Origin of the sequence: Streptomyces sp. NBC_01341, assembly GCF_035946055.1 — a bacterium.
Taxonomy (GTDB): domain Bacteria; phylum Actinomycetota; class Actinomycetes; order Streptomycetales; family Streptomycetaceae; genus Streptomyces.
Map to the genome: position 1 here is coordinate 47019 of NZ_CP108364.1, position 24739 is coordinate 71757.

A 24739-nucleotide genomic window follows, 5' to 3' on the forward strand; every position below is an offset into this window, starting at 1 on the left:
AAGCCTGGCAGTCGGTTACGTGGCCGATGGCGGCCAGGTCACCTACTACGCGGCGCCTCGTCCTGCGGTGACCGGACCTCATCAGGTCGGGGTGCTGCCGCGACAGGCCAACTGCTTCCAGAAGCGTGTGCCCCTCGGAGAGTCAGAACAGCCAGTGCGTGGCGTGGACAGTGCCATGCCGATGTCGTGCCAAGTTCTGGTGGGGATGGGAGGTGTCGGCAAGACGCAGTTAGCCGCTTCCTACGCCCGGCGAGCCTGGGCGGCCGACAGTATTGACCTTCTCGTGTGGGTCACCGCTGCGACTCGCTCCGCGGTCGTGGCCGCCTATGCCCAGGCTGCAGCTGAGATCAACCTGCCGGTGGTGAGCAGCGCAGAGAGCCCCGAGCGGGCAGCGGAGGCGTTCCTGGCGTGGTTGGAGGCAAAGGCCGTTGCGGAGCCGTGTCGATGGCTGGTCGTATTGGACGACGTGAGCAATCCAGCTGATCTGCAGGGTCTCTGGCCCCCGAACAGCCCCTATGGTCATACGTTGATCACCACCCGTAGGCGTGACGCCGCCTTGACCGGCCCTGCCCGTCGCATCGTTCCGCTGGACCTTTTCACGCCCGAAGAGGCCACCGCCTATGTCACCGATGTTCTGGCCGTCCATGGGCAAGTAGAACCTTCAGACGAAGTGGCCGCGCTCGCGGCCGATCTGGGAAACCTGCCTTTGGCCCTGTCGCAGGCTGCCGCCTACCTCATTGATGCCGGCCTGGGCGTCGCAGCGTATCGTGCCCTGCTCGCCAGCCGCTCCCAAGCGCTGGCCGCGGTGCTGCCCGAGCCGTCGAGCCTGCCCGACGATCAGACCCTGTCCACCGCAGCCGTCTGGTCGCTATCCATCGAACGTGCCGACAGGCTCCGCCCTCAAGGGCTGGCCCGGCCGATGCTACATCTGGCCGCCATGCTCGACCCAAACGGCATTCCGTCATCGATTCTGACCGGCGATCCGGCCCTTGCTTACCTGACCGAGCACCGGTCCGCAGTCACGCATATTGATCAGGACACGGGCCCGACCATTCCAGTCACGCCCGAGGAAGCTGCCGGGGCCCTTCGGGCCCTGCACCGCCTGAGCTTGGTCGATCACTCCCCCACAGAACCCCACCAGACCATCCGCGTCCATCAGCTCATCCAACGCGCCACGCGCGACACGCTCGGCACCCGCCTCTGCCGGACAGCAGCCCTCGCGGATGCTGACGCGTTGCTCGCGGCCTGGCCAGAGATCGAACGCGACACCGATCTTGCTCAGGCACTGCGTGCCAACACTGAAGCTCTGACCCGCCATGCTGAACCAGCGTTGTTTCAGCCCAGCATGCACCAGGTGCTGCACCGCATAGGGCGCAGCCTAGCTAGTTCTGGTCAGGCCAGCGCTGCCCGCCAGCACTACCAGCGCCTTGCTGCCACCGCAGAGGGTCACCTGGGCCCCGCACACCGCGACGCTCTTACCGCCCGCCGGACGCTGGCCGAATGGCGAGGGATGACGGGAGATGTCTTGGGCGCTATCGCCGCCCTCGAACAGCTCGTCATCGACCAGGAACAGCTGCTCGCCCCCGACGACCGCGACACCCTCACCACCCGTGGCAGACTTATCAGTTGGCGAGATACGCGGCGAGATGCGCCCCCGGCTGACACGGTCACCGCCTACGAACGCCTGCTCACCGACCAGGCACGGCATCTGGGCCCCGACGACCGCGACACCCTCACCACCCGAAGGTTCCTTGCCAGTGTCCGTGGTCGGGCAGGCGACACAACCGGCGCCATCGCCGCCTACCAAGAACTGCTCACCGACCAGGAACAACACCTCGGCGCCGACGACCGCGACCCGCTGTTCACCCGAAGCCTCCTCGCCAATGCCCGTGGTCGGGCAGGCGACACAACCGGCGCCATCGCCGCCTACCAAGAACTGCTCACCGACCAGGAACAACACCTCGGCGCCGACGACTTCGACCCGCTGTTCACCCGTGAGCGCATCGCCGACTGGCGAGGACGGGCAGGAGACCTACCACGCGCAATCACCGGCTACGAAGAAGTAGTCGTCCGCCTTGAACAGGTTATGGGACCGGACCACATCAACACTCTCGGCGCCCGCAGTCAGCTCGCTCAGTGGCGCGGGCGTGCGGGGGACGCTACAGGTGCGAGCACTGCCTATGAAGCACTGCTCACGCAGCAGACCGGGCTATGGGGCCCCAGCCTCTACACTCTCGCCACCCGAAGCTGCATCGTAGCCTGGCGGAGTCTGGCGGGAGACGAAGCAGGATCCCACGCTGCCTACGAACAACTACTCAGTGAAAGGGAACGAGTCTTGGGATCCGGTCATTTCATCGTTCTCGTCTCCATCAATGTCTACAGATGGTCCACAGATGCAGCAGACGCAACCAGCGCCATCGCCGCCCTCGACACACTCCTGACCGAACACAAAGAAAGACTGGGCCCGGGCTGCCTCGTCGTCCTCGCTGCACGCCCTCAATTCGTCTCCTGGCACACACACGACGAACACTCGGTCGACATCACCAACATCTTCGAAAGAATGCTTAACGATCTGGGCCCTGACCACCCCCACACCCCCATCCTCCGGGACAAGCTCAACCAATGGCGGCAAGCTACAGAAAATCGGGCATAGAGGGGGCACACGACCTCAACCTCGGGTACAGCAGAGAACCCCGCCACCCATTGGGACGTGAGTTGCGCCAGAACTGCGGGTATACCCCGATCATGAACGGCAGGGGGAACCAGACAGAGTGGAGGCGATCTCAGTCAGCGCCGGGGCGAAGGCTCTATGAGGACGTCCCGTCGAGTAGTCCGGCCAATCTCCTGGTTGTGGACAGTACTCGGCGCCGCGGTAGTGACCGCCGCTATCTCCATGTGGACGCTACTGGCTCAAACACACGGAGCCTCTTCCAACCTCATGCTGACGTGTGGTGAAGGACGAGGACGGCCTTCAAGATGTTGGTGATGCGGTTGGTGCTGCAGCGGAGTTTCCGCAGGAGGCGCCAGCCCTTGAGGGTGGCCATGGCCTGCTCGCCAAGACAACGGATCTTGGCGTGAGTGGTGTTGTGGCGTCGCTTCCACTGCTTGAGGTGGCGGCCTCGAAACGGGACCCGGACGGGCCTGCCGGCTCCTTGGTATGCCTTGTCCGCCCAGCACTTGAGGCCCGCTGCGGCGAGCGCGTCGATGATCCCGTGCTGCCGGGCGGCGGTCAGGTCGTGGGTCGAGCCGGACAGAGCCGGTGAGGCCCACAGCAGACGGCCGAACGGATCGGTGAGGACCTGGACGTTCATGCCGTGGCGTTTGTGTTTCCCGGAGTAGTACGGGGTGTCGGCGGCGATGCGGTCGATGGGCGGCAGGGTGCCGTCGAGGATGACGAACGCCTTCGTCCGGATGGTCTTCATCGCCTCGGTCAGGGTCGGGGCGAGGGCGGCCAAGACCTCGATGACTTCACGTATGTAGCGGTAGACGGTGGCGATCCCGATGCCGAACCCGGCCGCGAGCTGGGCGTAGGTGTCTCCGCACCGCAGGTGGGCCAGGGCGAGCAGGGCCTGACGTGCCACGGGAAGCCGCCGCCACCGCGTCCCGATGTCCCGGCGCCTGGCCGTCAGCTGTCCGGCCAGGAACCGCAGGGTGCGGGTGGACAAGTCGATCGAGGACGGGTAGACAAGCACGCGAAGCTCCTGGCGGACACGGGTGATCTTGGTCGAGAACCCGTCTACCAGGAGCTTCGTCGTTGTGTAGAACTGTCCACCTCGCGGTCAGCGCCGCCAGCTTGGAAGAGGCTCATTCATTCGCGAGGCCGTGTAGCTGGTTTCTAGTAATCCAGGTCCAGGTAATCAATATCGTTGATGGCGACGTCTGAGATTCCGAGGGCCCGGTTTCCGCCGTCCTGGAAATAGACGTCTTTGAATCCTTCGGCGATGATTCCGCGCATCTTGCGCAGGATCCACCGGCTGCGCGCCCAGAGAGCCTGGGTTGTGGCCCGACACCCAGTTCCCGGTCTGAGCATTCCGGTTGGCCCCTGTGCATGATGGGTGGCCCCGTACGAGCCGCTGGATCACCGCCGAGAGGCTTCCGGTGGGCCGCCGGGCCAGCCATGATCAAGTTCCGGGGATTCGACGGTTGGGGTGTGACGTGGACTGGCGGACCGATCCGACGTTCGAGATGTGTCGGAAAGTGACGGACGGGGCGGACCTGGCCTCGTTCTCGGGGGGTCCGTTCGACGTGCGGGCGGCGGTGGCCAGCATCCCGCCCGAGCCTCGACAGTCCTTGGACTTGGATGCCGTCCCGTGGGGTAACTTCCCCCATGGGTACGACGTCCGGGAGGCGGTTTCCCTCCTGCGCGCTGGCGGCGAACCGGTCGTGGACGCGACGGGTGTGCTGTGGGGCCTGTGCGCGGACGGCAGTCGGGCCGCCGCTGCCCTTGCCGTGCCGTTCCTCATTCCCCTCGCCATCAACACCCGCCACCCACACCGCACCGCCGCCCTCGCAGTCCTCTCCGGCCCCGCCCGTGCCAGGCACCACGGCGTCGCCTCTCGCGAGGAATTCCTCCTCCACCGGAACAATCCCCGGCGCCACGCCCCCGATACCCACGACGACTACGGCTACGAGGTGACCGGCTACCCGGCCGGCTGGTCGGTGGCCGCCGCCCGAGCCGCGATCACCACCGCCACCACCGCGCTCCTGCCCCTTCTTGGAGACTCCGACCCCACCGTCCGGGTCGACGCCGCCTACGTCCTGGCGACCGCCGCCGACCCCGCCCACACCATCCGGACTGCCTTGGCCAACGAATTCGCCACCGAAGGCGACGCCATGGTCCGCGCCGCCCTGCTCCTGGCCGCCGCCGAGATCACCCGGGCCCACCCGCACCCGCCGACTGTCAGGTGGCTGCGCGAACGGTGGCACGACCGAGCGGAGGCCCCCGAAGCCCGTCTGTCGGCGGCGGTCGGCTGGCTCTGCCTCACCGACCAATCCGCACCGGAGGAGCTCCGCCGGGCCGTCGACACCCTCGCCGACAACGAACGCGCACACGCCATGGAGGCCCTGCCGTGGATGAGCGCCGCCTCGGGCACTAACGAACCAGGACTCCTGCGCTGCAGACGCTGCATGCTCCACCCAGAAGAATCTGACCCGGAAGAGGTCCTCTGGGACTCCTTGCTCTGAGCAACCGATCTGTGGTCGTGCATCGGAATTGTCCAGTGAGGCCAACTACCGTGCTCGGCCCGACTACCCGACTCGGGCGCCCACCGCCCCGGCTCATGAGGTTCCTGAGCTGGGCGTTAGCCTCAGCGGATGATTCCTGAGCCGCCACCGAAGGTCATCACGCGTCTCCGCGACGGGCGGATCCACGCCTACGTCGTGGGCGCCGGCGTCTACGGGACGCTGGAGCCCGCAGCGGTTTTCCAGCCGCGGGATGGCGAGGAGGTCGTAGCGTCGGTGGTCCGGCAGGATTTGGAGCGGGTCGTGTACACGACGCTGAACGGAGTCGTCTGCCTCACGCGTGCCGGCGACCTCGTGTGGGCCGCGGACTTCCAGCCGCACTCTGACGTACGCCATGGCCACCGGCCTGGCTGCGTGCTGTCTCTGGACGGCCGGACGGTGTGGGTCTACCGGCCGGACGCGATGGCGGGCCGCGGGGGCGGGGACCAGTGGGTCGTGCACGACGCTGAGAGCGGGGCGGTGCTCGCCCGCCGGGAGCTTGAGACGGTCGGGCACGGCGCTTTCCACCACGTGCATCCCGTGGACGGCAGCATCTACCTCGACATCGGTGAGGGCCAGGACGGCTCCGTCATTCTCCGGGGCACGGTCGGGGCGGACAGCGAACCGGAGTTCGTGACGTACCCGTGGCAGGACCGCTGCCTGATCGACCTGGCTCCGTCCGGGCAGCAGTTCATGACCGTGGACCACGGGCAGGCGGACGTCGCCTTCCACGACCACCCCAACGGGGACGTGCTCTTCATCCTCCCCGTCGAAGCCTTCGGGTACGACCCGGAGGAGTCCTTCGTGGAATGGAGCGGCGGCTACCTGACCGAGGACACGGCCATCGTCACCCTGGGCGGTGAGAGTCAGGACCAGGAGGAGTGGTTCCGTCACCACCTGGTCGACGTACGCACGGGCACCCTCAGCGGCGAGTTCACCGTCGAGGCGAGCAACCCGTACGAGCTGGTGCCCCTGGGCGACGGTTCCTGGCTCACCGGCGGCGCCGGCGGCGACCCCGTCCGTTGGTCCAGCGCTCCACAGCCCTCGGCACCGCCGCACCCGGCTGCACCAACCTCTCCATACGAGAGGCAGCAACCGTGACGGCAGACCCCCGAGTGCCGCTGATTCCTCAGGCGCCTGAAGGCTTGAGTCGACGAGCTCGGTACTTCGTCGAGGGACACGGGCTGCGTGTTCCACACCGCGACCTCAAGCTTTTTCGGGAGGCATGGCTCAAGCAAGGGATTCCGGATGCCGAGATCGACCGGGCTGTCGCCTTCCAAGAGCGCTGGGGCGGTCTCGCCCTGCCCCCGGCCCCCGAGTATGAGGGCGGCCCGCGCGTTCTGGAAGCCGATGCCCCCGAGGGCTCGGCCCCGAACGGGTGGCGGTTCCCGGCCGGCAGCTGTCGCGTCTCGATGGCCCACGGGTTCATGATCGGGCCAGGAGGTGAGTTCGGGATCGACGCTGACCGCTGGACGCCGCTGCACGCCAGCACAGAGGGATGGGTGGAAGCCCTGGCACTGGCCAGCCACGCGGGCTACTGGGCCAAGACCATCACGAAGATCAAAGGCAGTGCCGTCGAGGACCTGAACCTCGACGGATTCGAGCCGGTACCCGAAGTCCAGGGACTCGCTGACACCTGGTGGCGGGGCAAGGACTCGCTCATCGCCATCTACCGCGGCGAAGCCTCAGGCTTCAGCGCCCCCCATTGCCTGAGGGCCCATATCTACGGCGGGCTCGATGCATGGGGCCTGGCCGGCAACTGACTCCCGAAGGCCGAGCCCTTGGTCCCACCGCCGAGCGTTCGGGTTGCCACAGGGGCCACATTACAGCGCTAAGTGACAGTTGTGATCAGTTCCGAAGACCGTGCCTTGTCGCCATGCGGGTGGTGATGCTCTGAGTGAGTGAGCGAGGTAGCCAGGGCAAGGATCCGGTCGGACTCGAGTCGCCTCGACGAGCTTGTCGCGGGGTACAGCGGGGGTGCCGCATTTCGGGATGAACTCGATCTCGCGGATGGCTGGATTTGTCGGTGGAGTTCGACGTGGCGGGTGGGTTCCGGTGAGGTCTGCTGGCCGGTTCGCGACATGGCTCAAGTTCCGGTGCTGTCGTCGCGGCCGATGCGGGGGTTCACGTGGCGGGCGAAGCAGCGGCATCGTCCTGGCCTGGAGGTGATGGCGTCCACGGGCAGGGGGCACGGCTTCGAGTCGCTGGAGGAAGTGCGGCTGCTGGTCGCGTTGGACTTCGTGGGGGCGTCGGAGGTGCTGTCGCAGCCGTTCCGGCTGGACTTTGCGCGCGTGGGCGGGTCGTCCTGGCACATCCCGGACTACTTGGCCGTGATCGGTGGCGGGATGTGGCTGATGGACGTACGCCCGCTGGGACTGATCAAGGACGAGGACGCGCTGAAGTTCGCGGCGGCCAGGGGGATGGCGGCGGCTTGCGGTTGGCAGTACTCGGTGGTCGCGGGCTGGCGCCCGCATGTCTGGAGCGTTCTTGACCACTTGTCTTCGCGTGGTCGGCCGGTGAGGGATCTGCTGGGCATGCGGGACCAGCTGCTCACGATCATCGGCGGCCGGGAAGGGCGCGTGATGACCTTCTCCGCGCTGGCGGACGCGACCAGCGTGCCTTCCGTTGGCCGGGCCCACATCGTCCGGCTGCTCTGGCAGCGCGAGCTCGGCGTCGATCTGGGCAGCCCCTTGCGCGACACCTCACTGATCTGGGGGGTGTGATGGCGGCGAGAGGATTTTTGCAGGTCGCGCCGGGCAGGCGGCTCGCGCTCAACGGTGTCGAGTGGACGGTTGAGGATGTCCACGGCCAGCACGGCCGGCTCGTGCTTGTGGATGGCGACGGTCACGCTGAGACCCGCTCTTTCCGCTGGCTCATCAACCACGCCGACCTGCGATTCCTGCCCGCGGCCGAAGCCCCGGGGAGGCCGGCGGCGCCGGTCTCCCGGCAGCCTAGGACACTGGCCGACCTGACCGAGGACCAGTTGGAACGGGCCCGGCTACGGGCTGCGCATGTGCTGGAAGCCGAGACGGGATTCCGGGAGGGGCACCCGGCTCGGGCCCTGCCCGGAGAGCCTGGCCCGGCTTACGACCCGGACCGCACGACGCTGACCCAGCGGCGGCACACGAAGGCGGCGGAGATGAAGGCGATGCCCCGGCCGGAGGCGGCCCGGCTCGGTCTGCAGCACCTCAGTTTCCGCACGCTGGAGCGTCTGTCGGGACTCGCGGGCGACAGTCTCCTGCTGACCTGCGCGGACGGACGCTGGACCCGGCGACGCAGTGGCCATCGCAGCGTCACCGAGGAGGTCCGTGAGGCGATCTTCGCGGTCAAGGCCGAGTGCGGGGAACGCGCCCGCCTGAGTCTGGCCGCCCGGCACCGGTTGATGCACCAGTACATGCGCGAGCGGTTTCCGGCGTTTCCAACCGAGAAGATCCCTTCCCGTTGGGACGTTCGCGGACGGCTGGAAGGAGTGGTTCGGGCCCGGAGGCGCCCGGCCACGCTACGGACGGACGGCGCAGGCCGCCACGGAAGCCGGCGTTTCGGGCCGGATGGTCGTCCACCGCCCGGGCCAGGTCCTGGTGCTGGACTCGACACCGATGCCGGTGAAGCTGCGCGAGACCATGTTCATGATTCGGGGTCAAGGCCCGGATGCTGAAAGCCTGGGCCGCCCTACTTCACCCCAGCGGTTCCTCAACGACATCCGTGCCACGACGCTCGCCATCTGCAGCACCTGGCCGGCCACAGCGGAAGTCCTCATCGGTGCTGGACACTTGGATGCGGTCGCCGCTCACGCCGAGACCCTGAACCGAGCGCCTGCCGAGCGAGCCGGACCTCAAGGGGACGGCTGGCTGGCTCGCTCCGTTGACCATCCACCTGGCGATCCGTTGCGGGCGGCTGCCCTGATGGCCCTCGTCGTCCAGATCCTCGACGACCCGGGCGGCCAGAAAGCCCTCGCCCACGTTCTGTCTCGGCTTCCCTCCAGCCGTGCCGGATACCGACGATTGAAACGCCTCGCCCCACACTGCTCACCAGGCATGAACGCCGCCATTGGCGAGAGCAGCCACCTGCGCCACGGAACCGGTGTCGGTCCGCCCGCGCTCTTCCCCCAGCCCCCGACCCACCATGGCCTGCTCGACCCGAACAAGATCCCGCAGCTCATGCCGTACGCCTGGGCCTGGCCACTCGACGAACTGGACGCGCCCGCAAGACAACTGCGCCGAGACGCTGCGATCCGCCTCGTCCAGATGGCCCGCGGCGGATCCCGCGCCGCAGCCGCCCGCTACCTCGGCATCAGCCCCGGCGCCCTACAGTCCGCGACCGTCACCATCCGCGCCTGGCAGAAGGTGCCAGGCAACGCGGCCGCGTACCAAGACGCACTTCAACGCATCGCCGAGATCGCCGCCTCCGCAACCGGAATCGAGGCGCCTTCCTCGACAAGGCTCACCACTACGGACACCGGCTGAGCCGACACCTTCAGTAGCGCACCTCGCGCGCCTCGTACCCCCTGAGTCCCGCTGTAATGAGGGCGGGGACGAGCGCGTGCAGGTACCAGGCAAGGTCGGTGAATTGCGGTGCCGAGGGAACGAGCCGACGTTCAATGCTGGGCACGAAGGAGACATCCGTTCGACCGGGGTGGAACATGAGCATGCCACCCGTCTTCGCCTCCGCGTGGTAGACGTTGAGGGCCACGGTGTACGGCAGGTTGGCTGTCGCGTCGAGCACCGCCAGCGCCTCGTCGATGAGCTCGGGTTTGCTGTCGTACCACTCGTACGAGTCGTCCCCGTCATTGAGCATGTACGCAACGTGGCCGACCGGTACCACGGCGGACCAACCCGTTGCGATCAGGGCGTCCAGAAGCGCGCGCACGGTGGTCGGTCGCGTGAAGGTGAAGTCAATGTCGGCGTCTCTGGATCCCACGGAACCTCCAGGCAGCTTGAGCGGTTGCGTTTCCGGCTGTACGTCCCCGAACCCGCATTCTGCGATGAAGACGGCGAGGCCACGCCTATATCGGCCATGCCGGAGTTGCCGCTCCACCAGCAGCACGTCCGAGTCCCCGACAGCACCTTCACCTCCGCCCGGCCCCTGCAACGATCAGACGGAACCTCTGCAAATGGACCGGTGATCATGCTCGGGTCGCCCGATCACTGGCTTCAAGTCCCGGTGACCTCACATGCTTGTAGGGGTCGCGGTCCCGAATTCGGCACGCCAATACGGCAAGTCCTTGTCCAGCCACTCCTCGACGGTCCGCCGCCACGGGTCGGTAGTGTCGCTGTCGGCGATTTCAGCCCACGCGTCCGCCGCCAACTCCGGATCGATGACCAGACTGTCGAGGTAGGCGTCGAAGCCGTCAGCAACCTTGGTGAAGACGCCTTTCGACAGGTATCCGGGCCAAGAGATGCCATGTACGAAGGCGTGAAGCTGACCGTGTGTAGCGGGATTCAGGTCCAGGAACAGGGTGTCGCTGCCGCCGTTTCGGGCGATCGGCAGAAGTCCCGTGGGCGAGACTTCATCGGCGAGCCACCCTTCCCGACTGCGGCGGTATTCGCCGAGCAACGTGCCCCAGCCGTAGTCTCCATCGCGGTCGCGGCCAAGTTGGTGGAGATCGTCGAAACTCTGCAACGGCTCCGGTTCACAATCCGGCAGGCGGACCGAATAGGTCAGGCTCTTACCGCCCGCCGCCTCCAGGAACGACCGATATGACGTCGGCAGAGGCAACCCAACCTCCTGCTCGAGACGCCCCAGCTCATCGACTTCGAACGACCTGAACGGCCCCACGACCAAACGGCCCCGATACCAGCGCGATATTTCCTCAGACACGGACCGATCATCGCACCCCACGAGGGACCCGAGCACTGACTACTCAGGCTACCCACCAAGATCAACACCTATGTCCACCAAGAACACCGCGAGCCTTCATATACGTGCTCGTACAGAGAGTCGCCCACCGGATGTCGGCCCATCCGTGTTCCCCAGCGTCCAGCTGATGCGGTTCCCCGAGCCGGATGTCACTACTGCTCTCCGACGAGGAATTGCCGGATATCGGAAGCCAAGGAAGCCATCTGCTCGCCCGCCTCCAGCCAGGTGGTCACTGATGCGCCCCAGCCGCCCGCGGCCTTCGGCCAGGGGCGCAGGGTCCAGGTTACTGAGGTTGAACTCGGGATGTCGTGCTGCCAGTCAGGGGGGTCGGATGGTCAGGCCGGTCTCGGTGAGGCAGCCGTCGATGAGGTTGCTGCGGTACTGGATGTGCCGTAGGCCGCTCCGGACTGTGCGGATGAGGTGCTCTGGTGTGGAGAAGGCGACATTGGAGAGCCAGCCGCGCCGCAGGAGGGACCAGATGCCTTCGACGGGGTTGAGGTCGGGTGCGTAGGGCGGCAGGTAGTGGATGGTCAGCCAGTCCCGGGTTTCGGCGAACTCCCGCAGACCTAACTCCCGCAGACCTGCGGCTTTGTGGACGTTGAGGTTGTCCCAGACGAGGACGATCGGGCCGCCGAGTTGTTGGTGGGCGGCGACCAGCAGGTCCCGGTAGTCACGCCAGGAGAAGCTTTTGCGCCCGTCACGCCGGCCGTCGTCCCGCCGCGGTCGGTAGATCAGCCGGGATCGGTGGCGGGGTTTGTAGCAGGTCAGCGCGGCTATGGAGAGCCGGCGGCGGGAACGGCCGCGGACCCGGACCATCGGGGTGCGGCCTCGTGGTGACCATGTCTTGGCCTGCGGCGGCGTCATGGAGAACCCGGCTTCGTCCTCGAAGACCAGCCAGGCCCCACGGGCCGCCGCTAATCTTCCGCGCGGGGCCACACCTCCTTGCCCCACCCCGCGACCGCATCATCGTCCCGCTCCATGGCACGACGGGCCGGGACCTGGCAGGACCAGCCGTTACGCACCAACAGCTTCCGCACACCCTGGATCGTGTACGTCAGATGGAAGCGTCGGCCGATCACCGTCTTCACGCGGTTCAGCGTCCAGCGCTGGTCCTCCCAGCCATGCGCGGCCGGCCCCTTGGCCAGCTCCGCCTCCAGCTGAGCGAACTGCTGATCGCTCAACCTCGGCAGTGATGCCGGTCCCTGCGACCGCAGGGATCGCGGGCCGCCCTCGGCCCACGCATGACGCCATCGCTGGACCGAGCGGACACTGACCCGCAGATCTCGGGCGATCGCGGTACTGCCCTCGCCCCGGGCGAACCGCTCGGCCGCCTGGAGCCGTAACTCTTCGCGGAACTGCTGCCGTTCGGCGGTCAGCCCGCCCCCTTGTGGATACCGCATGACTCCGGTGATACCGCAGCCACCGGCCAGCCGTCACCCCCTACGACACCACGCGTTCAACCTCAGTAAGGCTTTGCCGTTTACCGCGTGCCGTCGTCAGGCAGAAGGACTCAGACGGTCCCGGACGTCCCTGTACAGGCTGGCGATCTCGGGAGGCATGGGGTGCTGATTGGCGAATGCGGCTCCGAGCCGAGGTTTACTCCTTTCCCCGTTGAGCTGGGCAAGTAGGTGCGGATTCAGTCGCTGGAGGTAAGCTTCGAATTCCCCGGCGTGCGAACCGTCGTTTCCGAAGGTGTCAGCGACACTGAATACCCCGTTGCTCCTCCAGAAGTCCTTCCATTCGTCGAATACGGGTGTCGCACTGTTGGGTTCCGTGGCGGGAAGCAGGCCTTCCTCTTTCAGCTGTCGATGCAGGCTGCTTCCCGGGTGCAGTGCAGGTCCGTCTGCGATGACGGACCATGGAATCTGGAAGGCTTCCAGAAACTCGATATAGCGACCGAAGGCCTTGTCTCCGCCTACGTCAATCAGAGCGAAGTTGGCGCTGCTAGGTGGGGTGCTGCTGCTTTCCCACCATGTGCCCAGGCCCCCGACTTCTGTCGCTCCCTCACACAACACGGCACCAGCGCAGAACAGAAGAGAGCGTGTGTCACGTAGGCCTAGAACCTGCAGCCATCGCGCTTGGGTCTTGGGCTCAAGCTGGTCGGCCCGGTGGGCCTTGCTACCAGCGGGCGAGAGGGAGAGCCGAAGAATCCTTGACAGGTCACTGGGCGCTGACACCGGGACAAGGTCGGCGCTGTGGGTGATGACCAGGCACTGGGTATCGTCGGAACTTGCCTGCGTGATGCGGCGCTGCAGGGTGGGCTCGATGTGGACGCCGGGTTCGTCCAGCACGATGACCCGTCCGGGGTCTCCCACGAGAATGGTGCTGAGGAAGAGTGCTTCTTGTCGGCCGGCACCAGAGAATGCGATCGGGTACTCGTAGTCGCCCTCAGCCACTGTGACATCGATCAGCAAGTGTCCCGACTGCCCGGGGTCGGGGGTGGCCAGGACATCGAACCCAGTGCCAACCAGTTCTCTGAAGCGGTCTTGAATCCGTTGGTAGCGCTGTCTGAGGGGCAGCGGGCCGTTCTTGAGCCGGTAAAGCTCCGAGGGGACCTGGCTTCCGTCCTCAAGGTCTGCTTGTTTGCCGACGTTCTCCAAACTGAATGACCGATCCAGCGGCAGGCGTCGATTGTCGGTGAGTGCAATCCCGCGCTGGAGAACTGCGTTCAGGACATGGGCGAAGTCGACGGTCCGGTCGTCGCTCGTGTTGTAGCCCAGCAGCAGGTGTAGATCCCGCACGCTGTCCGGCAGCGGCACGGCATTGCCGTCGCTACGTATGGCAGTGCCGTGGCTACGGGCCGAGAGAAGAATTGGTTGGTCAAGCTCTGTGAAGATTCGCATGAAGTCGAGCTTCGGACTCGTCGCGGTAGGGCTGATTTCGTCCTCGGGAAACACGCGCCGCCAGGCATCCGCCAAAGTTAGCGACCTCCCCGTGGCGTCACCAGTGGCGCGAAGTACTGTGGATCCCGTCTGCAAGTTTATTGACCAGACCGACTGGTTAGCGTAAAGATCTCCGGTGGCCGAATGGTCCCATCTAGCCCGCCAGCGCGGTTGTGCTCCTTCGTCGTAGATGACAACGATGGAACCGCGGAGCAGCAGATGGGTGCTATCCGGGGCCAGTCGACGGCGGGCATCCCGGTCCCGCCACTCCGCGGAAGGTCCCTGCGGCGGGCTGTGATAGACACTGGATACGTAGACGGCGCGAACGAAGGTGGCGACAAGCTCCTGTTCCCAGGGCTGGTCCATCTCGATGTCCATGATCACCCGAAAACCTCGGCCACCGTGGCGAGGAGCCCGTGCATACAGGTCCAACTGCTCCTGGACCTGTGAGCTGGCGTGCGAGGCCACCACCAGGCGGGCCACGTCGATGATCCGGCCCAGATTCGACTTACCCACAGCGTTGGGGCCAGTTACCACCGTCGTGCCTGCATCCAACGGCAAGTCGAGCCTGCTAAATGACATAAAGTTCTGCGCTTCAATGCGTGTGACCTTCACTGCCCCGCCTCCCCTTGAGAGCGGGATCATGTCACTACAGCAGCCAGCCGCTCAAAGGATGCCAGCCCGCATCCACGGAGAAGTCGACGACAACCTCGCAGCTTCGGTCCTAGTGCCCTCACTGGAGGATTGGCCAGGAAGGGTGACGTCAGCCGGGCACCTACGCCCCGTCTATCCGAGCCAGACGATGTCCAGCACGGACAGGTGGCGCAGGATGCGGTTGGCGAAGAAGATGACGGACAGCTGGCCGACGGACGCGATGCGGATGTCTTCGCCTTCAGGGTCGTCGGCGTCCCACTGTGTGAACCCCCACGGGCTGGCCGCGGCGGCATCGAGCACGTCCCACACCGTCTCTTCCGCGTGGTCGGGCAGTTCGGCGAGTACCTTCGCGGCCTGCGCCGAGATCCTGACCGCATACGGCTGACTGGTCACCGGCGCTTTCTCCGGATCTCCTGCAGGTCCATGAAGGCGCTGTCGTCCCGACCTGAGTCGAGGAACGCGTCCACTGTCGGCGCGGAGGCGAGGCGAGCCTGCCAGACCTGAATGACTTCGTACAGCGCACCGAGCGAAAACGTCCGGCGTGACTCCTCGAGGGCGGCCGCCCACTCCTGCTCGAAGGCCGGCACCCACCGCGTGGAGCGGCGATCGGCGCGCAGCTGGGCGAGCAGCTCGGCCGGAGCTCCTGGAGCGGGGGCGTAGGGCGTGACGGGGGCGTGGTCAGGCTGCGCGCTCATCGGCTTGTCCCTCCCGGGAGGTTGATGCCACCACGGTACGCGCGTCGGGGGTCCGTGGATGGGGGCATGGAACATTGCGGCAGCCCCGCTCTAACGAGCTGGTGCGTGATTGCGTTTGAGACGTGGATGCCTGACCGGGGGGTTTTTGTCAGTCGGTGGTGTTGCGGTCGGAGACGAGGCCGGCGATGGCCCGGTAGGTGGCGGGCAGGTTCTCCCGGCGGTGGGTCCAGCGGACCAATTGCTTCCAGCGTTTGTGATCGGCGAGGGCGTGTTCGACGGTGATGCGCTTCGAGGAGTGCCGGTGCCGGGCTCGTAGGCGGGCTTCGAGGACCTCGGGAGGGCTGATCTTGTTTCCCTTCCTCGGCGGCGTCACCGCTTGGCCGGGATGGTCGCGGCGGAGTCCGAGGTAGCCGTCGTCCAGGAGGACTTCCACGTCGGAGAAGTGCTGGAAACAGGTACCGATGCCCTCGTTGCGTGCAGCGGTCGCGTCATGCATCCGCCCTGGTCGCAGGGCGTCGGTCCAGAGCGTGCGGCCCTCATGGTCGGCAACGACGGTGGCCTTCATCGTGTTCTGCTTCTTCTTCCCCGAGACGAAGACACGGCGTCCGCCGCGGCCGGCCGGGGGCCGGCGGACCTGGACTTCGGTGGCGTCCAGCCGCAGCTCGATGTCTTCGGCCTGGGCGTATGCGAACACATCCGCCAAGGTCCGCAGCCGCAGGCCGGGCCGGTCCGGGACCGCACATCCCCGCTCGGCCAGCAGCCCTCGCATCTCGCCGATCGCACGGGTGATGGTAGAGCGGTCGACGTCGAACAGCAGCCCCAACGCTGCATGCGGCAAATCGTGCCGCAGATGAATCAGCGTGGCCACGAGCCGGTCGACGAACACCAGCCGATGCCGGACACCGGCTCCTGCCTCACGCTGCCTGGCCCCGCCGCGGGCTTTGTGACGACGCCCCTCGACCACCGCCTGCCAAGGGTCGGCCAACTCCTCAACCAGGTACGCGAGATGCCCCCGAGAAACCCCTGTGAACACCTGATGCGCGAGAACCGTCCGACTGACCATGATCGCCACATCCGGATCATGCCACCCACCAGCAAGAACACCTCACGCGCAATCACGCACCAGCTCGTTAGTCTCCTTGGGCTGCAGCCTCATCTGCTGGAGACGCCTGAAGAAGTTCGGATCATGAATCTGCACTGCAGTTCTAGGAGTTACGGCTCACGATCGAGTTGGCGTATGACGCGAGATCCTGGACCCAAACCTGCAGACGCCGTCTCCTGAGCATGTCCAGGAGAGGGAGGGTGTGTCGGTAGGTCGCTGACCAGGTGATGTCGGTGCCGCCATGGGAGGCTCGGGCCAGGTCCACAGACCCTCGATGAGAGGTGAACAGACCTGCGGTCTGTTCGTAGCTGAACCGCTGGTCGGGAATCATCTCGACGACGCGCTCGCGGCAGCACACACGCCCAGTATGGGAACGGATGGTGCGCAGGTCATCCACGCGTGCCGGCCGGTCGACTCCCGCAGGCACATCCCACTCGATGTCGGCGTGGGCGGACCACAACGGCCAGGATTCTGCATCCAGGAGCGCCGCGTAGACGATGGCGGCAGACGCCGATGAGTGCGAAGAAGCAGTAACAGCGAGGGACGACACCCCAACAAGGGTAGACCGCGTCTCACCATGATCGTGTTACGAGCTCTAAGGGCTTGCCGGGAATCAACACGTCGGTTTGATCTTGGTCGTGTCGAGGTCGAGGAACCTCGCGATGTCGACTGGTGTGCGGAATCGGGCGGTCGAGGCAGGGATGTGAATGCCGTGGGCTTTCAGGAGGGGGCGGACGTCTTTCGCTGCGCGACTGATGGTCATGGCGGTGGTGTTGAAGAGCTGCCCCAGGAGGTCCATGGTTGCGAGTTTTCGCAGGTGAAGCACGGTGACCAGGACCCGGTCGGCTGAGGTGAGCTTGGCCTTGGCACCGGTGCCGGGGGCCACCAGGCGCTCGTGGCCCCGGCGTGCGCGGAGCACTTGTTCGCGTTGGTCCTCCATCGCTGGTGTCAATGAGTCGATGAGTTCGCTGAGCTGTCGGCGGGCCATCCCGGTCAGTTCCGGGTCCTGGAGTGAATGCCGCGTGAGGTGAGTCGGTCTGCTCGCCAGGGCCTCGCCCGGTGTGCTGCTGGCGGTCGCCGTGTCCATCGGATGCTGGGGGTGGAGGGTGTAGTTCCAGTCGCCGTGGAAGCGATGGCGGTTGATGGGCAGGGCGGCGATCTCGTCGTCGCTGACGCGGATGCCGGTGGGGTACTCGCCGCTGTCGAGTTCGGCATGCACGGTGAGACCGGTGCGGCTGGTGGTCGCGGCGATGGTCTGAATCATGACTTCGTGGCTGGTCAGGGGTCTGCCTCGCCAGTTCATGGTGATGTGGGAGAACAGCCGGTGCTCGATCTTGTTCCACTTAGAGGTTCCGGGCGGCAGATGACACACCGTGATTTCAAGGCCGGTCTCTGCAGCGAGGTCGGCGAGGTGGACCTTCCAGCCGCGGGTGCGGTAGCCGTTGGAGCCCCCGCCGTCAGCGGTGATCAGCAGCCGGCGGGCACGGGCATAGTCGTGTCGGCCGCGAGCCTGCCACCAGCGTCGGATCGAGGCGACGGCGAACGCCGCCGTGTCGTGATCGGTGCCGATGCTGACCCAGCCGGTGTTCGCTGCCATGTCATAGATCCCGTACGGAATCGCCTTCTCGGCCTGGCCTGGGAAGTCGTGGGTCTTGACCCTGACGGGTTGCCCTGCGGGCTGCCATTCGTGCCCGGCGTTCTTGTAGTCGCCGATCAGTTCCTTCTTCTTGCTGTCCACACTGATCACCGGGTCACCGGCGTCCCTGTGATCTCGTGCCCGCTCGTTGAGGTAGCGGAACTGGGCATCCCTGTCGGGGTGCTGAGCACCCTCGATGGTCTTGGCGTTGGCCTGCAGACTGAAGCCTTCCTCCCGCAGCAGGCCGGCGACCGTGTCGGCGGAGACCCGATGGCCCTGCCGGGTCAGCTCCGCTGCCAGCTTCCGGGTCGACTTCGTCGTCCACCGCAGCGGCGACATCGGGTCGCCCCGCTCGTCGGGCTCGACCAACCCAAGCAAAGCCGGCCGCAGCCCGGGATCAAGGTCCGCTGCCCTCTTCCGGCCCCCACCAGGACGACGAACTCGCCCCAACAACACCTGACCAGACTCCAGTTCGGCCACTCCGCGCGAGACTGTGCCCTCCCGAACCCCGGCCGCGGCGGCAACGAGTCTGATCCCACCGTGCCCCAGCGAAGTGCTTCCGCCCCTATGGCCAGCCGACGCTGACGCTCATCGAGATACGGCAACAACACCTGGAACTTCGCCGCCAGGACATCCTCGGCCCCCTCCGGTCTCCCCATACCAGAACAACGAGGCCGACAGCTGGAAGCCACGACTTGATTCCCGGCAAGCCCTTAGGAGCTGTCCGGCCGATCATGTGACTGTCGCCTGGTCTGCTCGTTGTTTCCGTTATGGGGCAGGGAGAACGTGGCGATCTGTCGGACGCCGAGTGGGAGCGGCTGCGGCCGTTCCTGCCGGTGAGCAACGGTCGGTGTGGGCGGTGGCGTGATCATCGACAGGTGATCGACGGGATTCTTCACCGGGTTCGGACCGGGGTTCACTGGCGTGATCTGCCAGAGCGGTTCGGGCCGTGGAAGACGGTCTACGAGTGCCATCGGCTTTGGTCTGCCGACGGAACCTGGGAACGGCTGCTGCAGCAGGTCCAGGCCGCGGCCGACGCGGCAGGGGAGATCGACTGGGACGTCTCGGTGGACTCCACCATCGTGCGCGCGCACCAGCACGCGGCCGGCGCCCGCATCGATCCCCCACCGGCTCTTGCCGGCTCAAAGGGGGACGAGTCGTTGGAACACCAGGACGAAACTCCGTGGCAGAGCCTCGGCGGCCGGCTGGTGGAGGTGGTGCGGGAGGCGAGGGCCTGGGTCGTTCGCGTGGCGGCTTCACCAGCAAGATCCACCTGAGCGCGGACGGCCGCTGCCGCCCGCTGTCCCTGATCGTCACGCCGGGGCAGCGAGCCGACTGCACCCAGTTCATACCGGTGCTGGAGAAGATCCGGGTCCTCCGGCTCGGACCTGGCAGGCCCCGCAAGAAACCCGACAGCATCGCAGCCGACAAGGCATACAGCAACGGCCCTTGCCGCCAGCATCTGCGACGGCGCGCCATCCACCACACGATCCCGGAGAAGGCCGACAGCCAGGCCGCCCGCCTGCGCAAAGGATCGCAAGGTGGCCGGCCGCCGGGGTTCAGCGAGGAGCGGTACAAGAAGCGCAACACCGTCGAGAGGGCCATCAACAGGCTAAAGAACTCCTGCGCCGTCGCGACCCGTTACGACAAGCGCGGCTACGTCTTCCTCGGCACCGTCACCGCAGCCGCACTCTTCATCTGGCTGCGCACCTGACCGGGTGCCAGGAGCTCAACTCACCGAGGCGCCCGGCGCCAACCCCAAGCCCGCTGCCGCGAGGAAGTCCTCAAGGCTGATGACGCCGTTGCCGCTGCCGTCGTCCCATTCGATCAGGAGCCCGGAGAGGCCCTCGTTCCAAGACGCCGGCGTGTCAGCGTCGTCCTCAGGGCCGGGATGCCACTCGACGCAGCCCTCACCATGCCGGTATCGGAGATACAGGTACTGGCCGTCCGCCGTCCAGGCATCCCACTGCGACGGGTATGCGGAGCACGTCTGCACAACCCGCCTCAGCTTCCCACCCTCATCCGTACTCATCCGACGATGGTCGCGCAGCACCAGGTGTCCAGCAATCGACTTCAGACCGTCGCTACAGGCTCCCCAAGCAGCAGCCATACGCACGCCATCAATGATCGGCCGGACAGCTCCTAGGGCATGGTGCGGAGGAGCGTCCAACGAGGGACCCACCCCGCACACCACCCCCACCGCGAACTGGCCCGTGCTGCCCCTCCGAGCACCCTCAGCAGGGTGGTCGGGGGTGCGGGGGCAGAGCACCCACTGTCTTGACCTGAAAACGTCGATCCATGCTGTGCCATGACTTCGCGAGCTCGTACATTCGGCCTGTTCAATCGTGTACTGCCGAGTGTCTGTATCTGGCCTGGGAGTCGACAAGGGCTGATTGAGCTGCCCATCTGTCGTCATCCTGCAAGCTCCGAACAGCTAGCGGCTCCGGATGGCCTGGTACCCACGGTCACGTGCGTCACCAGTTCCCACCTCCGTCCCCCCACGTATCACCGGCCTCGACGCGCGTCGCTCCTTGGACGCGCCTGCCTTGGAGGAAGGTCTACCGTTAGAAGGGGACTGCGCAACTACCCTTTCCCACAGTCAATTTGATGCCGCAAAGCGACTTACATCACCTTGATAATTCCATGGGTGACAGGCCGTCATTCTTTGGCTTCCCCTGCATCTGACGATAGGTCAGTTCTGGACGATCGCACGCAAGCGATCGCGAAGGAGCACTGCGATTTTTTGGCGGCCCCGACTGCCACCTTGTCGGGATTCGATAGATGCCATCGCGGATCCAGAGCGACAAGCGGTCCAATCTGTCTACTTCTAGCCACTCATTACACCATCCGTCTGACCTGCACTTACTCGCCACGGCGTGACACACGTCACCATTGACCGAAGCCGATCCACCCGCACATATTTACAATCATAAAGATCATGTAAGCGTAGGGTGAGATTTGTGAAAATTGGAGTGTGGCGCTCTACGCGCCACAGAGTCGGCCTGTTGGCCGCTGCGACGATCGTCATCGCGGCATTGCCACCTCTGACCGACGGAGCGTCAGCTGCACCACAGCCAGAAGCCGCAGCAGCTTTGACGCCGGAATCTGAGGCAGCGGCGCGCGCGGGCGAGACAGGAAAGCCCGTAGAGGTCGACGAAGCCCGCAGTGAGACCTCGCAGACCTTCGCCAACCCGGACGGTACGTTCACGCAGACAATGAACGCCGCACCGGTGCGAGCCCGTGGAGGCAATGGTTCGTGGGCGGCGATCGACACGACTCTTGAGCGCACAGCGGGCGGTCGTATCGAAGCACGCTCGACGACCGCCCAGGTCTCCTTCTCCGGCGGTGGGCCAGGCAGCGCCATGGTCAACTTGCAAAGGGACGGCAAGTCCCTGACCTTCGGGTGGCCTGATGCGCTGCCTGAGCCGACGCTCGACTCGGATGCCGCGACGTACGCAGAAGTTCTGCCAGGCGTGGACCTGCAGCTCACTGCGACCAGCACGGGCTTCTCCCAGGTCCTTGTCGTCAAGACAGCGAAGGCCGCCGAGAACCCCGAGCTTGAGCGGCTACGGATGGCCGTAGCGGCCACGGGGGTTCGTATGCTGCCGGGGGATGGTGGCGGCCTGCGCTTCGTCGATGGCGATGGGGCCAAGGTCTTCGAGGCCCCCGCTGGCAACATGTGGGACTCGGCTGGAGATATCACCCCGGTCGCCAAGGCCCAGAGCGGTGCTCGCGCAGCTCAGCACGCCATGGCTGAAGGCGAGGAGTCCGCCGCAAATCAAGCCAACCCGGAAGCTGCGTCTCAGGGCCCAAGCAGCGGCGACAACACAGCGACGCTGCCAGTGAAGATCACGGACGGCGGCGTGGAGATTGCGCCTGACCTGGAGCTTCTACGTGGTTCGGATACCGTCTTCCCCGTCTATGTCGACCCTCCAGTCTCGGCTCTGGTGCGGTCCGACTGGACAGCGCTGTCCTCGGATGGTGACAAGTTCTGGGAGTTCAAGGGCGACAAGGGCACCGGGTACTGCAAGGACTACGCCGGCTACCTGTGCTCATCCACGCCGTACAGGCAACGTCTGTTCTTCGAGTACCCGCTTGCCTCTCTGTACGGCAAGAAGGTCGTGGACGCGACGTTCTCCGCGTACCAGACCTGGTCGTTCACCTGTACACCACGTTGGTACGACCTGAGCCTCCTGGAATACAGGAGCGCCGGGATCTCCTCTACCACTACGTGGGGATCACAGGCGGCCAAGGTTGATCTGATGGGTGACCGAAACGTCGCAAATGGGAGGGGATCGCTGTGTAGCCCGTCCCAGCCTTCAGACTGGGTGGACTTCAGCGACAACGTGAAGGACCCGGATGAGGCGAACGAGAACCTCACCCCGACCGTCCAGCAGTACATCACAGACAAGAAATCTCAGATCACCTTCGCGCTGAATCCGCACGACGAGGATTCGACTGCGTCATGGGCCCGATTCCGAGACGACGCCAAGCTGTCTGTGACGTACGTGTCCCCGCCGAACACGCCGTCAGGAGCCTCTCTGGGAGTCAGGCAGGGCACTACTGGCACCAAATGCGGTACTGCGACCGCCCCGTTCGTCACCAGCGATACCACCCCTCAGGTCCTTGCACCCGTAGGTTCATCGGACGGTGCGCAAGCGCAGTTGCGCTCCCAATTCGAGGTGTGGAAAGAGGGCGCGACTGCGAAGACGTGGGGGGTGAGTTCGCCGAGTACCACGTGGGCGGCGCCTTCGATCCGCGGTGCGGACACAAGCGCGCTAGCGGGTCAGACTCTGTACAAGATGCGGGCCCGAACCGAGGCCTACTACAAGACGGACCGTGGGGTCACCGGGTCGTTGCTGTCGAGCTGGTCAACTTGGTGCTACTTCAAGGTAGATACCGACAGCCCGCCCGAGCCGCTGATCAGCAGCAAGGATCCGAACCTCTACCAGCCCTCGGAGACGCATCCCGCATCCGGTGGCGTGGGAACCAAGGGCACCTTTACCTTCACTCCGGGTGACACGAACCCCTCTACCCCTGCGATTGACTCCGACGTGGTTTCCTACCGCTACCGGCTGAACAGCAATGCCATTTCTCCTCCCATCACGGTGCCGGTGGGCACGGCCAAGGACGTCGATATCACGCCCGACCAGCCCGGTGAGAACGTGATCCGGGTGTGGGGTTACGACGCGGCGGGTCATTCGTCGCTGGAGGGCGAGTACCGGTTCAGGGTGGCCGGTGCCGAGACGCCTTCCGGTATCTGGCATCTGGACAACGACGGCACGGACAGCGCCACTGCCACACAGCATCCTCTGGTGCCAGCTGGCTCAGCCGCGTTCGTATCGACGGCTCGTGTCGGCTCTCACGCGCTCAGGTTGAACGGCACCACTGCCTATGCGGCCACGAGTGCGTCGCCTCTGGATACTTCCAAGTCCTTCACGGTCTCGGCGTGGGTAAGGATTGGTGACGTTTCCCGCAGCCAGACCATTCTGTCGCAAGAGGCACCAACGCTGTCGGCTTTTGCTCTGCACTACTCATTCAGCTTGAAGAAGTGGGCGTTCTCACGCTACGCAAGCGACATCGCCGCACCTACGTCCGCTCGTTCGGTATCCGATGCGTCGCCTGTCCCTAACGTGTGGACTCACCTGACCGGGGTCTACGATGCGGGCGCTCAGACGGTGCAGCTGTATGTCAACGGCAGGGCCCAAGGTGCACCAGTCGCCTTCACCACCCCGTGGGAGGCCACCGGCCCGATGCAGGTGGGCCGTTTCCATAGCAGTACGGGCTATGTGGAGCCGTTCGTCGGCGATGTGGATGACATTCACAGCTGGTCTCGGGCTCTGAGCGAAGATGAGGCCGTCGCACACGCGCGGGCCGAGGACACCGATGACAGCGATGGGACGGCCGGCGCGCCCGTCACGGCAAAGGTCGGTGACTGGGACGCCACGGACCCCGCCAGGGCCACCGGCACCACCATCGCCGACGCTTCCGCCTATAACCGTGCCATGTCACTGACCGGCGCCACGCTCGGCATCGACCCGCAGTCGCTGATCGACCAGGAAATCGATCCGAGTATCCCCTCTCGCCAGGTCATGGCACTGAGCGGCAGTGCCAGTAGTGCGGCCGGGCCCGGTCCGGTGGTGGACGAGACGGGATCCTTCACCGCCACGGTGTGGGCCCGAGTCGACGGCACCAAGCTCACAGACACGTCCAAAGCCCATACGATTCAGGTTCTCGGCACGCCGGGCACAACGCAGTCCTCCTGGGGCGTGTGGTACGAGCAGCCAGCAGGAAGCAGCGTCGGGCGCTGGGTATTCGGACGCACGAACAAGGACGCAGCCAGCCCGGCCACGATCACGGTCGAATCCGGTGCGGCCTCCAAGGACGAGTGGGTGCGTCTGACCGCTGTCTACGATGCGCAGCAGCAGGCCAAGGACTCTGCAGGCCAGAGCCAACAGGGGGCCCTCTTCCTGTATGTCGACGCTCAGCGCTTCAGCGACGAGGACGGCGAAGTCTTCGACACCCCCTGGCAGGCGGTCGGCAAGCTCAACGTCGGCCGTACCTGGAAGGACGGTCTGGCCCAGAACTACTTCCCCGGCTGGGTAGCCGGCATCCGTGTCTGGGCGGGCGCCATGGACGAGACCACGGTCGGCGACCTGTACTACGCCGAGCAGTAGACCTCCGCTCCCCAACT

The 24739-nt window shown here is 65.7% G+C and carries 19 protein-coding genes and 3 pseudogenes; 9 read left to right on the forward strand and 13 right to left on the reverse strand.

All coding sequences use genetic code 11. The features are described 5' to 3' along the window. The first annotated feature begins 19 nt into the window (after positions 1-19). Positions 20-2653, forward strand: a complete 2634-nt coding sequence (locus tag OG206_RS00215; protein WP_327110896.1) for a tetratricopeptide repeat protein — start codon at positions 20-22, stop codon at positions 2651-2653. A gap of 283 nt (positions 2654-2936) precedes the next feature. Here the strand turns inward: OG206_RS00215 and OG206_RS00220 are convergent, their stop codons facing one another. Together OG206_RS00220 and OG206_RS00225 are read right to left on the reverse strand one after the other, a co-directional pair. Beyond that, entirely contained in the window at positions 2937-3692 is a 756-nt protein-coding gene (locus tag OG206_RS00220; protein WP_327110898.1) for a transposase family protein, read from the reverse strand. 143 nt (positions 3693-3835) lie between these two features. Next, positions 3836-3961 (reverse strand): annotated as a pseudogene (locus OG206_RS00225) (telomere-protecting terminal protein Tpg); the annotation flags it as partial. 335 nt (positions 3962-4296) lie between these two features. Here OG206_RS00225 and OG206_RS00230 point away from each other — a divergent pair. The 6 genes from OG206_RS00230 (at position 4297) to OG206_RS00255 (ending at position 9683) form a co-directional block, all read left to right on the forward strand. Then, positions 4297-5184, forward strand: coding sequence for a hypothetical protein (locus OG206_RS00230; RefSeq protein ID WP_327110900.1), 888 nt, complete (start codon positions 4297-4299; stop codon positions 5182-5184). Positions 5185-5313: 129 nt separating this feature from the next. Next, positions 5314-6321, forward strand: a complete 1008-nt coding sequence (locus OG206_RS00235) for a hypothetical protein (protein ID WP_327110902.1) — start codon at positions 5314-5316, stop codon at positions 6319-6321. Beyond that, complete coding sequence (locus tag OG206_RS00240) at positions 6318-6983, forward strand: hypothetical protein (protein WP_327110904.1); 666 nt, start codon at positions 6318-6320, stop codon at positions 6981-6983. The genes OG206_RS00235 and OG206_RS00240 overlap by 4 nt, the downstream gene beginning before the upstream one ends. A 405-nt stretch (positions 6984-7388) precedes the next feature. Next, positions 7389-7943 (forward strand): hypothetical protein, encoded by a 555-nt coding sequence (locus OG206_RS00245; RefSeq protein ID WP_327110906.1) that lies wholly within the window; start codon positions 7389-7391, stop codon positions 7941-7943. Next, a complete protein-coding gene (locus tag OG206_RS00250) occupies positions 7943-8875 on the forward strand; it encodes a hypothetical protein (RefSeq protein ID WP_327110908.1) in 933 nt (310 codons plus the stop codon). The genes OG206_RS00245 and OG206_RS00250 overlap by 1 nt, the downstream gene beginning before the upstream one ends. Positions 8876-9254: 379 nt before the next feature. Beyond that, the gene (locus OG206_RS00255; RefSeq protein WP_327110910.1) at positions 9255-9683 is read left to right on the forward strand and encodes a hypothetical protein; all 429 of its coding nucleotides are present in this window, start codon (positions 9255-9257) and stop codon (positions 9681-9683) included. Between the two features lie 10 nt (positions 9684-9693). Here the strand turns inward: OG206_RS00255 and OG206_RS00260 are convergent, their stop codons facing one another. From OG206_RS00260 to OG206_RS00310, 10 genes and pseudogenes are all read right to left on the reverse strand, one after another. Continuing rightward, the gene (locus OG206_RS00260; RefSeq protein WP_327110912.1) at positions 9694-10137 is read right to left on the reverse strand and encodes a hypothetical protein; all 444 of its coding nucleotides are present in this window, start codon (positions 10135-10137) and stop codon (positions 9694-9696) included. A gap of 249 nt (positions 10138-10386) precedes the next feature. Beyond that, positions 10387-11037, reverse strand: coding sequence for an SMI1/KNR4 family protein (locus tag OG206_RS00265; RefSeq protein ID WP_327110914.1), 651 nt, complete (start codon positions 11035-11037; stop codon positions 10387-10389). Between the two features lie 191 nt (positions 11038-11228). After that, complete coding sequence (locus OG206_RS32525) at positions 11229-11381, reverse strand: DUF6228 family protein (RefSeq protein WP_442805933.1); 153 nt, start codon at positions 11379-11381, stop codon at positions 11229-11231. 13 nt (positions 11382-11394) lie between these two features. Beyond that, positions 11395-12476, reverse strand: a protein-coding gene (locus tag OG206_RS32530) for an IS630 family transposase (RefSeq protein WP_442805777.1) whose coding sequence is annotated in 2 segments (ribosomal slippage) — positions 11395-12027 and positions 12030-12476 — 1080 coding nt in all. Because the reading frame shifts where the segments join, the coding sequence is not laid out codon by codon here. Between the two features lie 96 nt (positions 12477-12572). After that, positions 12573-14573, reverse strand: a complete 2001-nt coding sequence (locus OG206_RS00285) for an AAA family ATPase (protein WP_327110920.1) — start codon at positions 14571-14573, stop codon at positions 12573-12575. A gap of 171 nt (positions 14574-14744) precedes the next feature. Continuing rightward, positions 14745-15005: a hypothetical protein gene (locus OG206_RS00290; protein WP_327110922.1), complete on the reverse strand. Its 261-nt coding sequence runs from the start codon at positions 15003-15005 to the stop codon at positions 14745-14747. Continuing rightward, positions 15002-15307, reverse strand: coding sequence for a DUF6247 family protein (locus OG206_RS00295; protein WP_327110925.1), 306 nt, complete (start codon positions 15305-15307; stop codon positions 15002-15004). The genes OG206_RS00290 and OG206_RS00295 overlap by 4 nt, the downstream gene beginning before the upstream one ends. A 148-nt stretch (positions 15308-15455) precedes the next feature. Then, the gene (locus OG206_RS00300) at positions 15456-16370 is read right to left on the reverse strand and encodes a transposase family protein (protein WP_327110927.1); all 915 of its coding nucleotides are present in this window, start codon (positions 16368-16370) and stop codon (positions 15456-15458) included. Positions 16371-16512: 142 nt separating this feature from the next. Continuing rightward, entirely contained in the window at positions 16513-16959 is a 447-nt protein-coding gene (locus OG206_RS00305; protein ID WP_327110929.1) for an SRPBCC family protein, read from the reverse strand. Between the two features lie 63 nt (positions 16960-17022). Next, a pseudogene (locus OG206_RS00310) lies at positions 17023-18704 on the reverse strand (ISAzo13 family transposase). Positions 18705-18815: 111 nt separating this feature from the next. Here OG206_RS00310 and OG206_RS00315 point away from each other — a divergent pair. Next, a pseudogene (locus OG206_RS00315) lies at positions 18816-19759 on the forward strand (IS5 family transposase). Positions 19760-19774: 15 nt separating this feature from the next. Here the strand turns inward: OG206_RS00315 and OG206_RS00320 are convergent. Further along, positions 19775-20077, reverse strand: coding sequence for a hypothetical protein (locus OG206_RS00320; RefSeq protein WP_327110931.1), 303 nt, complete (start codon positions 20075-20077; stop codon positions 19775-19777). A gap of 973 nt (positions 20078-21050) precedes the next feature. Here OG206_RS00320 and OG206_RS00325 point away from each other — a divergent pair. Beyond that, complete coding sequence (locus OG206_RS00325; protein WP_327110933.1) at positions 21051-24722, forward strand: LamG domain-containing protein; 3672 nt, start codon at positions 21051-21053, stop codon at positions 24720-24722. The last annotated feature ends 17 nt before the right edge of the window (positions 24723-24739 follow it).

Bases quoted from the DNA above. Each gene is read 5' to 3' on its own strand.
- OG206_RS00250 (WP_327110908.1), top strand. From the start codon at position 7,943: ATGGCGGCGAGAGGATTTTTGCAGGTCGCGCCGGGCAGGCGGCTCGCG.
- OG206_RS00300 (WP_327110927.1), bottom strand. From the start codon at position 16,370: ATGGTCAGTCGGACGGTTCTCGCGCATCAGGTGTTCACAGGGGTTTCT.
- OG206_RS00255 (WP_327110910.1), top strand. From the start codon at position 9,255: ATGAACGCCGCCATTGGCGAGAGCAGCCACCTGCGCCACGGAACCGGT.
- OG206_RS00295 (WP_327110925.1), bottom strand. From the start codon at position 15,307: ATGAGCGCGCAGCCTGACCACGCCCCCGTCACGCCCTACGCCCCCGCT.
- OG206_RS00320 (WP_327110931.1), bottom strand. From the start codon at position 20,077: ATGAGTACGGATGAGGGTGGGAAGCTGAGGCGGGTTGTGCAGACGTGC.
- OG206_RS00235 (WP_327110902.1), top strand. From the start codon at position 5,314: ATGATTCCTGAGCCGCCACCGAAGGTCATCACGCGTCTCCGCGACGGG.
- OG206_RS00245 (WP_327110906.1), top strand. From the start codon at position 7,389: ATGGCGTCCACGGGCAGGGGGCACGGCTTCGAGTCGCTGGAGGAAGTG.